This window comes from Nocardioides aestuarii (assembly GCF_039527245.1).
In the GTDB taxonomy this organism is placed as follows: Bacteria; Actinomycetota; Actinomycetes; order Propionibacteriales; family Nocardioidaceae; genus Nocardioides; species Nocardioides aestuarii.
Window position 1 is genome coordinate 3,066,363 of the sequence record NZ_BAAAJT010000002.1, and the last position, 11,303, is coordinate 3,077,665.

11 protein-coding genes are annotated in these 11,303 nt (G+C 70.8%); 5 read left to right on the forward strand and 6 right to left on the reverse strand.

Going from position 1 to position 11,303, the window contains the following annotated elements; genetic code table 11:
- Positions 1-36: 36 nt before the first annotated feature.
- The gene (locus ABD091_RS15390) at positions 37-1,263 is read left to right on the forward strand and encodes a winged helix-turn-helix domain-containing protein (RefSeq protein ID WP_343920002.1); all 1,227 of its coding nucleotides are present in this window, start codon (positions 37-39) and stop codon (positions 1,261-1,263) included.
- A 129-nt stretch (positions 1,264-1,392) separates the two neighbouring features.
- Positions 1,393-4,260 (forward strand): preprotein translocase subunit SecA, encoded by a 2,868-nt coding sequence (gene secA, locus ABD091_RS15395; protein WP_343920004.1) that lies wholly within the window; start codon positions 1,393-1,395, stop codon positions 4,258-4,260.
- A 4-nt stretch (positions 4,261-4,264) separates the two neighbouring features.
- Here the strand turns inward: secA and ABD091_RS15400 are convergent, their stop codons facing one another.
- Positions 4,265-4,774 (reverse strand): Rv3235 family protein, encoded by a 510-nt coding sequence (locus ABD091_RS15400; protein ID WP_343920006.1) that lies wholly within the window; start codon positions 4,772-4,774, stop codon positions 4,265-4,267.
- Positions 4,775-4,776: 2 nt separating this feature from the next.
- A complete protein-coding gene (locus ABD091_RS15405) occupies positions 4,777-5,430 on the reverse strand; it encodes a LysM peptidoglycan-binding domain-containing protein (protein ID WP_343920008.1) in 654 nt (217 codons plus the stop codon).
- Between the two features lie 111 nt (positions 5,431-5,541).
- Between ABD091_RS15405 and ABD091_RS15410 the strand changes: the two genes are divergently transcribed.
- The gene (locus ABD091_RS15410) at positions 5,542-6,075 is read left to right on the forward strand and encodes a hypothetical protein (RefSeq protein ID WP_343920009.1); all 534 of its coding nucleotides are present in this window, start codon (positions 5,542-5,544) and stop codon (positions 6,073-6,075) included.
- An 11-nt stretch (positions 6,076-6,086) separates the two neighbouring features.
- On the opposite strand, the gene ABD091_RS15415 is transcribed toward ABD091_RS15410, so the two are convergent.
- From ABD091_RS15415 to ABD091_RS15430, 4 genes are read right to left on the reverse strand one after another with little or no spacing between them, the layout of a single operon-like run.
- Entirely contained in the window at positions 6,087-6,425 is a 339-nt protein-coding gene (locus ABD091_RS15415) for a sec-independent translocase (protein WP_343920011.1), read from the reverse strand.
- A gap of 21 nt (positions 6,426-6,446) precedes the next feature.
- Complete coding sequence (locus ABD091_RS15420) at positions 6,447-7,601, reverse strand: Mrp/NBP35 family ATP-binding protein (protein WP_343920013.1); 1,155 nt, start codon at positions 7,599-7,601, stop codon at positions 6,447-6,449.
- A gap of 26 nt (positions 7,602-7,627) precedes the next feature.
- Positions 7,628-8,161 carry a DUF1003 domain-containing protein gene (locus tag ABD091_RS15425; protein ID WP_343920015.1) on the reverse strand — a complete coding sequence of 178 codons (534 nt, stop codon included), beginning with the start codon at positions 8,159-8,161 and terminating at the stop codon, positions 7,628-7,630.
- Positions 8,154-9,437, reverse strand: a complete 1,284-nt coding sequence (locus tag ABD091_RS15430; protein ID WP_343920017.1) for a magnesium transporter MgtE N-terminal domain-containing protein — start codon at positions 9,435-9,437, stop codon at positions 8,154-8,156. The genes ABD091_RS15425 and ABD091_RS15430 overlap by 8 nt, the downstream gene beginning before the upstream one ends.
- Positions 9,438-9,485: 48 nt before the next feature.
- On the opposite strand from ABD091_RS15430, the gene ABD091_RS15435 reads away from it, so the two are divergent.
- Both ABD091_RS15435 and ABD091_RS15440 read left to right on the forward strand, forming a co-directional pair.
- Positions 9,486-9,905 carry a hypothetical protein gene (locus ABD091_RS15435; protein WP_343920019.1) on the forward strand — a complete coding sequence of 140 codons (420 nt, stop codon included), beginning with the start codon at positions 9,486-9,488 and terminating at the stop codon, positions 9,903-9,905.
- A 59-nt stretch (positions 9,906-9,964) separates the two neighbouring features.
- Positions 9,965-11,302: a phospholipase D-like domain-containing protein gene (locus ABD091_RS15440; protein WP_343920021.1), complete on the forward strand. Its 1,338-nt coding sequence runs from the start codon at positions 9,965-9,967 to the stop codon at positions 11,300-11,302.
- Position 11,303 lies beyond the last annotated feature (1 nt).

The following is an 11,303-nucleotide window of genomic DNA, read 5'->3' on the forward strand; positions in this document are numbered from 1 at the left end:
TCAAGCCTGTCGGCGGAGCGTGGTTGAGTACGCCGTGTGCTGGAGCTGAGCAGGGCGCAGGCGCGCCGGATCGCGCTGGGTGCCCAGGGGTTCCTCGACAAGCCCCACGACCCGCCGACGATGCGGACCTTCGCCCGGACCCTGGAGCGCACCGGCGTGCTCCAGGTCGACTCGGTCAACGTGCTGGCCCGCGCCCACCTGATGCCGCTCTACTCGCGGATGGGCCCCTACGACACCACCCTGCTCGACCGGGCCGGCTCCGGCCGCGAGACCCGTCGCGTGCTGGAGTACTGGGCCCACGTCCAGGCGTTCATGCCGGTCGACCTCTGGCCGGCGATGCAGTTCCGCCGCGACCACTACCGCGCCCGGCGCAGCAAGTGGGGCTTCACCGCCGACGCCACCCTCGAGCCGCGCGTCCTCGACGCCGTGAGGCTCGAGGGCCCGGTGACCGCGCGACAGCTCGACGAGGAGTTCAGCGGTCCGCGGACCAAGGAGCACTGGGGCTGGAACTGGTCCGACGCCCGCAAGGTCCTCGACTACCTCTTCCTCGTCGGCGACGTCGCGATCGCCGGCCGCACCTCCCAGTTCGAGGTGCTCTACGACGTGCCGGAGCGGGTCCTGCCCCGCGCGGTGCTCGAGGCGCCGCCGCTCGACCGGGAGGAGGCCGGTCGCGAGCTCGTGCGCCGCGCCGCCCGGTCCCACGGCGTGGGCACCGCGGCCTGCCTGGCCGACTACTACCGGATGCGGGCCGTCCCGGGGACCGGCGCGGCCGCGAGCCAGCCGAGCGCCAAGGAGGCCATCGCCGACCTCGTGGACGCCGGTGAGCTGGAGGAGGTGCGCGTCGAGGGATGGCGCAAGCCGGCCTGGCTCCACACCTCCGCCCGGCGCCCGCGGGCCGTCCGCGCCCGCACCCTGCTGAGCCCCTTCGACCCGCTGGTCTGGGAACGCGACCGCACCGAGACGCTCTTCGACTTCCACTACCGGATCGAGATCTACGTCCCGGCCCCGCAGCGCCAGTACGGCTACTACGTCCTGCCCTTCCTGCTCGGCGACGAGATCGTCGGCCGGGTCGACCTCAAGGCCGACCGGGTGGCCCGCCGGCTGCTCGTCCAGGCGGCCTACGGCGAGGACGGCGCGCCGGCCGACACCGCTGAGCAGCTCGCCGTCGAGCTGCAGCGGCTCGCCGGGTGGCTGGAGCTCGACGACGTGGTCGTCGCGCCCCGGGGCGACCTCGCCGGGCCCCTCGGTGCCGCGCTCACCTGAAGGGTCCCTGAGTCTTCACCGCGGGTGGTGGCGTGACTTCGACTGCTGGGTAGCATGGCCGATGGCCCGCAGCCGGACGAACCCGTCCGCCGGGCCACCGAGACGTCAAACTCCAGGAGTCAGTCCCCAGTGCCTGCCATCATCGACAAGATCCTCCGCATCGGCGAGGGCAAGATCCTCCGGCAGCTCGAGTCGATCGCCCAGGCCGTCGACGCGATCGAGGACGACTTCGTCGCGATGACCGACGACGAGCTGCGCGGGATGACCGACGAGTTCCGCAAGCGGCTCGCCGACGGGGAGACCCTCGACGACATCATGCCGGAGGCGTTCGCGACGGTCCGCGAGGCCGCCAAGCGGGTGCTCGGCCTGCGACCGTTCGACGTGCAGGTGATGGGCGGTGCCTCACTCCACCTCGGCAACATCGCGGAGATGAAGACCGGTGAGGGCAAGACCCTCGTCGCCGTCCTGCCCTCCTACCTCAACGCGCTCTCGGGCAAGGGCGTCCACGTCGTCACGGTCAACGACTACCTCGCGAAGTTCCAGTCCGAGCAGATGGGCCGTGTCCACCACTTCCTCGGCCTCACCGTCGGCGTCATCCTGCCGACGATGCGCCCGGCCGAGCGGCGCGAGGCCTACGCCTGCGACGTCACCTACGGCACCAACAACGAGCTCGGCTTCGACTACCTCCGCGACAACATGGCCGGCGCGCTCGAGGACTGCGTCCAGCGCGGCCACAACTTCGCCGTCGTCGACGAGGTCGACTCGATCCTCATCGACGAGGCCCGCACCCCGCTGATCATCAGCGGCCCCACGCAGGACGAGGTCCGCTGGTACGGCGAGTTCTCGAAGATCGCCGCCAAGATGACCAAGGACACCGACTACGAGGTCGACGAGAAGAAGCGCACCATCTCGGTCCTCGAGCCCGGCATCACCAAGGTCGAGGACCACCTCGGCATCGAGAACCTCTACGAGTCGGCGAACACCCCGCTCATCTCCTTCCTCAACAACTCGATCAAGGCCAAGGAGCTGTTCCGCAACGACAAGGAGTACGTCGTCATGAACGGCGAGGTGCTCATCGTCGACGAGCACACCGGCCGCATCCTGGCCGGGCGCCGCTACAACGACGGCCTCCACCAGGCGATCGAGGCCAAGGAGGGCGTGGAGGTCCGCGAGGAGTACCAGACCCTCGCCACGATCACGCTCCAGAACTACTTCCGCCTCTACGAGAAGCTCTCCGGCATGACCGGCACGGCCATGACCGAGGCCAGCGAGTTCGACAAGATCTACGGTCTCGGCGTCACGCCGATCCGCACCAACCGGCCGATGGCCCGCACCGACCAGCCCGACCTCGTCTACCGCACGGAGGAGGCGAAGTACCTCGCCGTGGTCGAGGACATCGGCGAGCGGCACGCGAAGGGCCAGCCGGTCCTGGTGGGCACGGTGTCGGTGGAGAAGTCCGAGCACCTCTCGCAGCTGATGAGGAAGAAGGGCATCCCCCACACGGTGCTCAACGCCAAGCAGCACGCCGACGAGGCGAAGGTCGTCGCGCTCGCCGGTCACAAGGGTGCGGTCACCGTCGCGACCAACATGGCCGGTCGAGGCACCGACATCATGCTCGGCGGCTCGGTCGAGTTCCTCGCCGACCAGGAGCTCCGCGCCCAGGGTCTCGACCCGGCCGAGGACAGCGAGTCCTACGACGCCGTGTGGCCCGCGATGGTCGAGAAGATCCGCGCCCAGGTCAAGGCCGAGCACGACGAGGTCAAGGACCTCGGCGGCCTCTACGTCGTCGGCACCGAGCGCCACGAGTCGCGCCGCATCGACAACCAGCTGCGTGGTCGTTCGGGTCGCCAGGGCGACCCGGGCGAGTCGCGGTTCTACCTCTCGCTCCAGGACGAGCTGATGCGGCTCTTCAAGTCCGAGTGGGTCGACCGGATCCTCCAGGTCATGAAGATCCCCGACGACGTCCCGATCGAGAACAAGCGGGTCACCAGCGCGATCGCCAACGCGCAGGGCCAGGTCGAGTCCCAGAACTTCGAGTCCCGCAAGAACGTCCTCAAGTACGACGACGTGATGGACCGCCAGCGCAAGGTGATCTACTCCGAGCGTCGTGAGGTCCTCGAGGGCGCCGACCTCGAGAGCCAGGTCCGCTCCTTCCTCGACGACGTCGTCGAGGGCTACGTCGCCACCACGACCGAGGACCTCGCCGAGGAGTGGGACCTCGACGCGCTGTGGAGCGCGCTGGGCCAGCTCTACGAGGTCGGCATCACCCAGGAGCAGTACGTCGCCGACAACGGCGGCCGCGCGAGCCTGTCCCGTGAGCAGCTCGTCGCCGACCTGCAGGCCGACGCGCAGGCGGCGTACGACCGTCGCACGGCTTCCGTGGGCGAGGAGGTCATGCGTGAGCTCGAGCGACGCGTGGTGCTCTCCGTGCTCGACCGCAAGTGGCGCGAGCACCTCTACGAGATGGACTACCTCCGCGAGGGCATCTACCTCCGTGCCTACTCCCAGCGCGACCCGCTGGTCGAGTACCAGCGCGAGGGCTTCGACATGTTCACCGCGATGATGAACGGCATCAAGGAGGAGTCGGTCGGCTTCCTGTTCAACCTCGAGGTGACCATCGAGGAGGAGGACGACGACGACACCGGCGAGGCCGAGGAGGTCGCCGAGCCGCTGATGCAGGAGGTGCCCGACCTGACGGCGGCCGCTGCCGCGGCTCCCGAGGCTCCGGCGGCGTCGCGCGAGGCCCCCCACATCCGGGCCAAGGGTCTCGACGCCCCGAAGCAGCCGCAGCGCCTGACCTATTCCGGGCCCGAGGAGGGCGTGGGTGAGGTCGGCGACGACAACTCCGCCGTCAACACCCCGGCCAGCAACGCCGACGACCCCTATGCGTCGGTGGGCCGCAACGCCGAGTGCCCCTGCGGCTCGGGCAAGAAGTTCAAGAAGTGCCACGGCGCACCGGGTGGGCCGACCGGGCTCACCGCCCGCGCCAACGGCTGAGGGGTCAGGCGAACTCGAGAGCGGTCGCCTGCCAGCGACCGGCGCGCTTCTCGAAGCGGAGCGCGACGGCCCGGCAACGGCGGCCGTAGCGCACGCGCGCGCAGACCTCGGCGACGTCCTCCTCGAGCCACGTCGCGTGCACCGTCTCGACGGCGGGCCGCACGTGCTGGACCCGGGCGGTGCTCGCGTCGCGGAGGGCGGCTGAGCGCACGAGCTGGGCGCGTCGGGCGAGGTCCTGGTAGACCCGCGGGGAGGTCCAGCGCAGGAGCTGGCTGACGGGCCGGTCGCCGCCGGCGATCTCCACCGCGGCCTGGGTGTAGCGGTGGGCCCACGCCTCGAACCGCCGGTGGTCCGGGGAGTCCGTGGGCACCACGCTGAGCGGCGGTGGCTCGGGGAGCTCCTCCGGCCCGCGCCCGAGGTCGAGGGCGAGGGTGCCCTGGACGGTCGCGACGGGGGTGGGTCGGCGCAGCGGCACGACCTTCTGGTGGCAGAGCTGGTCGAGCGTCGTGGTCATCGTCAGCCCCTCCGGGTCGCGTCGGACGTCGCCGGCAGCGCCAGCCGCTGGCCGGGACGGATGAGGTCGGGGTCGGCGCCCACGACGTCGCGGTTGGCGGCGTAGATCTGTCGCCACCGCCGCTCGACGTCCGCCGGCTCTGCGCCGGCTCCGAGGTCCGCCTCGGCCAGCTGCCACAGGGTGTCGCCGGGGGAGACCCGCACCTCACCGCCGGCCGGGTCACGGTCCCGGGCATGGTCCTGCGGGGTGGTCTCGTGGGCGTCGCGGCTGAGCGAGCCGATCCACTGGGTGGTCGTGGTGGTCCGGTCGGGGAGCGGGAGCCCGGACAGCGCTCCGGGACTGCCCGCATCGGCGTACGCCGGGGCAGCCAGGCTCCCCGCCAGCGAGAGCCCGCACGCGGCGAGCACCACGCGGCGCACGATCCGGGGGACGCCGTCTCGGACCGTGCGACCGCGCAGCACGTCGAGGAGGACCAGCAGGGTGAGCATCCACAGCCAGCAGGTGCCCACCGCGCCGGCTGCCGCGCAACCGGCGACCAGGACCGGCACGAAGCCCGGCCCGGTGGGCACGAGGGCCGGCAGCAGCAGCGCGAGGAGAGCGGCGGCGAGCGTGGTCGCCAGGGTGGCGACGGCGAGAGGACGACCCGAGAACGTCATCTCCTGATCCTTTCGTTTGCTTCTGTTTGCATCAGAAAACGCCGACCGAAGGCTGATTGCAACCCTTTGTCCACAGGCTCGGACTCCGTCGCCGTGTGGCAGGCTCGCGCCGTGGGCTGGGACGAGGAGCTGTTCGCGGTGCTCGACGAGCTCGAGCAGCAGGCCGAGGCGCTCTACGACGCCGATCGCGAGGCCGAGGTCGCCGACCGGACCCGCGCCGAGTACGGCGCGGTCACCCTCGCCAGCCGACTGATGGCCAGCCTCGAGGACGAGGTGTCGCTGGAGGTGGGCGGGGTCGGCCGGTTGTCCGGGACCCTGCGTCGCGTCGCCACCGGCTGGCTGCTGCTGGAGGCGGCCGGTTCGGAGTGGGTCGTGCTGCTCGACGCCGTCGTCGCCGTCACGGGGGCGTCATCGCGCTCGGTGCCGGAGGTCGCCTGGTCGCCGATCACCCGGTTGGGGGTCGGCTCCGCGCTGCGACGGCTCGCCGAGGCGGGGGAGCGGTGCGTGGTCCACCGGGTCGACGGCGGCCGCTCCGACGGCGTCGTACGTCGGGTGGGCCAGGACTTCTGCGAGGTGGAGGTCGCCGCCGGCCGGGTCGAGCTGGTGGCGTTCGCCTCGATCGCGTCGGTCCAGAGTCGGGGCTGACCCGCCTCGGCTCAGGTGGCCTCGGCGTCGTAGGGAGGCACCTCGCCCTCGCCGAGGGGGCGCAGGCCGTAGCGCTGGGGCCGCTTCTTGGACTCGGCTTCCGCCTCCTCCATCGCCTCCATCACGTGCTTGCGCACGATGGCCCGCGGGTCGAGGTCGCGCAGCTCGAGGTCGGCGAACTCGGGCCCGAGCTCCGAGCGCAGGTCGTCACGCGCACCGGTGGCGAAGACGCGCATCCGGTGGAGGAACCGCCCCGCCTGCCGTGCGAAGTCCGGGAGCTTGTCGGGTCCGAAGACGATGATCGCGACGAGCGCGATGACCGCCAGCTCTCCGAGCCCGATGCCGAACACGAGCCAGAACCTACCCGGTGGTCAGAGCTTGGAGGTGGGAGTCAGGCCGAGCTGCATGCCGGCCAGCCCGCGACCCCGGCCGGCGAGCCGGCCCGCGACATCGGTGAGGACCGTGGCCGCAGCCGCGGTGGGGTCGGAGTCGACGATCGGCTTGCCGGCGTCACCGCCCTCGCGCAGCGAGGTCTCCAACGGGATCCGGCCGAGCACGGGGACGTCGTAGCCGAAACGCTGGGACAGGGTCCCGGCGACCCGGTCGCCGCCGCCGGACCCGAAGACGTCGATCTCGTGCTCGGGGCCGCAGTGGGGACATGCGAGGAAGCTCATGTTCTCGACGACGCCGACGACGCGCTGGTGCATCATCGACGCCATCGTGCCGGCACGCTCGGCGACCTCGGCAGCAGCCTCCTGCGGCGTGGTCACCACGACCACCTCGGCACCCGGGAGGTGCTGGCCCAGCGAGATCGCCATGTCCCCGGTGCCCGGGGGCAGGTCGAGGAGGAGGACGTCGAGGTCGCCCCAGTAGACGTCGGAGAGCATCTGCACCAAGGCTCGGTCGAGCATCGGGCCGCGCCACGCGACGACCTGGTCGCGCCGCGGCTTGAGCATGCCGATGGAGATGACCGAGACGCCCGAGGACGTCGGCACGGGCATGATCAGGTCGTCGACCTGCGTGGGCCGCTCGTCGGCGACGCCGAGCATCGCCGGCACGCTGTGGCCGTAGATGTCGGCGTCGAGGATGCCGACCTTGAGGTCCTGCTTGGCCATGGCCAGCGCGAGGTTCACCGTCACCGACGACTTGCCGACGCCGCCCTTGCCGCTGGCGATCGCGAACACCTTGGTCAGTGAGCCGGGCTGGGCGAAGGGGATCTCGCGCTGCGCCTGGCCCGCGTTGAGGACCTCCTTGAGGCCCGCGCGCTGCTCGGCGGTCATGACGCCGAGCTCGAGGTCGACCGCGGTGACGCCGTCGACCTTGCCGACCGCGGTGGTCACGTCACGGTTGATCGTGTCCTTGAGGGGGCAGCCGGCGACGGTGAGGAGGACCTTCACGGCGACCCGGCCGTCCTCGGCGATGTCGACGGAGTCGACCATGCCGAGCTCGGTGATCGGGCGCTTGATCTCCGGGTCGTTGACGGTGGCCAGGGCGGCGTTGACGCGGTCCAGCAGGGAGCTACTCATGATGCCCCCAGCGTAGTTGCCGCTCCTCAGTCTTCCGACGTGGCGTCGGTCTCGTCGTCCCGGGCCCGCTCGTCGAGCTCGCTGAGCAGCGAGCGCAGCTCGGAGCGCAGGTAGTCGCGGGTGGCGACCTCGCCGATCGCCATCCGCAGCGAGGCGACCTCGCGCGCGAGGAACTCCATGTCCGCGTGGGCGCGCGCGTTGGCCTGGCGGTCGCGCTCGGCGATGACCCGGTCGCGGTCCTCCTGGCGGTTCTGCGCGAGCAGGATCAGCGGGGCGGCGTACGACGCCTGCAGGCTGAGCATCAGGGTCAGGAAGATGAAGGCGTAGGGGTCCCACCGCAGGTCGGGGGGCGCGACGACGTTCCACACCAGCCACACGACGACGAACAGCGTCATGTAGAGCAGGAAGCGGGCGGTGCCCATGAAGCGGGCGAACTGCTCGGCGAAGGAGCCGAAGGCGTCGGCGTCGTAGGTCGGACGGCGCACCAGCGGACGCCGGACCTCCGTGGGGGTGTCGAGGCCCTTGCGGGCGCCGCGCGGCTCGCGCCGCCGCTCAGCCACGACCCACCCCCTGGGCGCGACCGCCGGCCGGGGCGACGGGGAGCGGCGCGTCGCGCCAGTTCTCGGGGAGCATGTGGTCGAGCAGGTCGTCGACCGTCACCGCGCCCAGCAACCGGCCCTCCTCGTCGATGACCGGCGCCGCGACCAGGTTGTAGGTCGCGAAGTGGGCCGCCACCTCGTCGATCGTCGCCTCGGGGTGGAGGGCGTCGAGCGCAGGGTCGACCGCTGCGGCCGCCAACGACGAGGGCGGCTCGCGCAGCAGCTTCTGGATGTGGGCGCAGCCCAGCAGCTTGCCGGTGGGGGTCTCCAGCGGCTGGCGGCAGACGTAGACCATCGCTGCCAGCGACACGGGCAGGTCGGCGTTGCGGACGTGGGCGAGCGCGTCGGCGACGGTGGCGTCGGGGCCGAGGATGACCGGCTCCGGCGTCATCATGCCGCCCGCGGTCTCCTGCTCGTAGGACATCAGCCGGCGCACGTCCTCGGCGTCGTCGGACTCCATCAGCTCGAGCAGCCGGGCGGCGGTCTCGGGCGGGAGGTCGGCGATCAGGTCGGCCGCGTCATCGGCCGACATCTCCTCCAGGACGTCGGCGGCACGCTCGGCCTCGAGGTGCTCGAGCACCTCGACCTGGTCCTCCTCCGGCAGCTCCTCGATCACGTCGGCGAGCCGCTCGTCGTCCATCGCGGCGACGACCGCACTCCGACGCTCGACCGGCAGGTCGTGGAGCACCTGGGCCGCGTCGGCCGCCTTCATGTCGGCCAGCTGGGCGATCAGGAGGGTCGCGCCCTGGGGCCGGTCGCGCCGGGTGAGCCCCTCGACGTCAGCCCACTCGACGACGTGGGTCTGGCCACGGCGCCGGAAGGTGCTGCCGGGCTCCTGGACGGCCACCCGCGACAGCACCCAGTCACGGTTGCGCGCGTGCTCCATCCCGATGTCGTAGACGGTGCCGGTCGCGCCGGTCGTGAGCACGGTGACGGTGCGCTCGAGCATCTGGCCGATCACCAGCGTCTCGGTCGGACGCTGCTCGAACCGGCGCATGTTGAGCAGGCCCGTCGTGTAGACCTGCCCGCTGTCGATGTTGGTGACCCGGGTCATCGGCACGAAGATCCGGCGGCGCCCGAAGACCTCCGCGACGAGGCCGAGCACCCGCGGCTGGTTGACCTCCGAGCGCACGGCGGCGACGAGGTCGCGCACCTTGCCGACCTGGTCGCCCTGGGGGTCGAAGATCGGCAGCCCGACCAGCCGGGCGGCGTACACACGGGTGGGGGTGGTGCTCACGGGGCGAGGTTACCGGCCGTCCGGCCCCCGCCGCGTATAGTGCGCCACATGGGTCACACGACGGTACGACGCCTTGCTGCGTCGGGGTTGCTGGCGGTCGCGCTCTCCGCGCTGACGGCCTGTGGCGGCTCGACCGACGAGGCCCAGGACCCCGGCACCGCCGCGTCGTCGACCACGGAGGAGTCCTCGGACCCGGCGGAGTCGGAATCCTCCGACGCGCCGGCCGATGCACCCGTGTGCGGCGAGGTGTGGGTGTCCGGAGGGAAGATCGCACGCACCTACCGGGGCTGCGTCGACGAGTCCGGCGGCTACGTCGAGCGCGACTCCGTCGGCTGCTCCTCGGGGCAGCGGCTCGTCGTCTTCGGCGACCGCTTCTGGGGTGTGCAGGGCGGCACGGTCTACGAGGCCGACGGCTCGCTCGACCAGGATCGCGACTACCGGGACGCAACCCGGCGGTGCGCTGCCTGAGTCACACCAGTGCGGCCCGCTGGTCGCCTGTCACGTCGTCGTCACGAGGGGAACCTTCCATGTTCGTCAGGACTCTGGCCCTGATGCTCGCCACCGCCGGGCTGATGCTGCCCACGAGCGCGCCTGCCCAGGCCGCGCCGGACGCCTTCAACCCGAAGCCCGGACCGACCTTCAACAGCGCGGTCGGCGACCAGGGGCAGCAGCGCAAGATCTACAACCGCATCATGCGGGCGATCAACTCCAGCCCGAAGGGGTCGAGCATCGACATCTTCTCCTGGAACTTCCTGACCCAGCAGGGCAAGGACGCGCTGCTCCGCGCGGCCCGCCGCGGGGTGACCGTGCGGCTGATCATGGACGACCGCAACGTCACCCAGATCGACAACCCGTCGTTCCCGCAGCTGCGGGCGGGGCTGCGCACCTACAACAAGAACCACCCCAAGAAGCCCAACAGCTGGGCGCGGCTGTGCGAGGGCACCTGCCGCAGCCAGAACGGCTCGGCGCACACCAAGTTCTTCACCTTCTCCAAGGTGGGCAGGACCCCCCGCGTGGTCATGCAGGGGTCGGCCAACTTCACGGTGGCCTCGACCACCAACCAGTGGAACGACATCTACACCCACACCAAGAACCGCCAGGTCTGGAAGTTCTACCAGCGGATCTTCCACCAGGCGGCGAAGGACAAGCCCGTCTTCCCGGCCTACGCCGACAAGAAGCTCGACAAGTTCCGGATGATCGCCTTCCCGATCCGCGGCAAGAACGCGGTCGACCCGATCATGCAGACGCTCAACCGGGTCAGCTGCAAGGGCGCCACCAACACCGCCAACGGCCGCACCAAGATCCAGATCGCGCCCGACGTCATCCGTCAGAACCGCGGCATGCGACTGGCCAAGAAGCTGCGCAAGATGTGGAACAACGGCTGCAACATCCGCATCGGCTACACCGTGGTCGGGATCTCGATCGGCAAGATGCTCCGCGACAGCAGCGGACGGGGTCCGGTGCCGATGAAGCACCTGACGCAGGACAACAACTGCGACGGCGAGTTCGACAACTACTTCCACCTGAAGTCGATGACGATCCGCGGCAACTACTACGGCGACCGGTCCGGCTACGCCCTGGTCAACGGCTCGGCCAACTGGTCCGGCCTGGCGAAGGTCAGCGACGAGAACCTCGGGATCTACCGGAGCAAGAGCCGCGTCCTGCGCTACGAGAAGCACCTCGACTACTGGTACGGCCAGAACATCTGGGGCAAGCGCAACTGCCCGACCGGGACGCTGGCGCGCCAGGCGGCGGCCGACAACGACCAGCTGATCTTCGGCGGTGACGAGAACGCCGTCTACGAGGACGGCACCTCGGTCTCGAACGGCGCCTACGACCCGTTCGCCTCGCAGCCGGAAGACTGAG

What these genes read in the sequence shown, in the direction of transcription:
- ABD091_RS15435 (WP_343920019.1), top strand. Translation starts at nt 9,486, where the DNA reads ATGGGTCACACGACGGTACGACGCCTTGCTGCGTCGGGGTTGCTGGCG.
- ABD091_RS15420 (WP_343920013.1), bottom strand. Translation starts at nt 7,601, where the DNA reads ATGAGTAGCTCCCTGCTGGACCGCGTCAACGCCGCCCTGGCCACCGTC.
- ABD091_RS15400 (WP_343920006.1), bottom strand. Translation starts at nt 4,774, where the DNA reads ATGACCACGACGCTCGACCAGCTCTGCCACCAGAAGGTCGTGCCGCTG.
- ABD091_RS15440 (WP_343920021.1), top strand. Translation starts at nt 9,965, where the DNA reads ATGTTCGTCAGGACTCTGGCCCTGATGCTCGCCACCGCCGGGCTGATG.
- ABD091_RS15405 (WP_343920008.1), bottom strand. Translation starts at nt 5,430, where the DNA reads ATGACGTTCTCGGGTCGTCCTCTCGCCGTCGCCACCCTGGCGACCACG.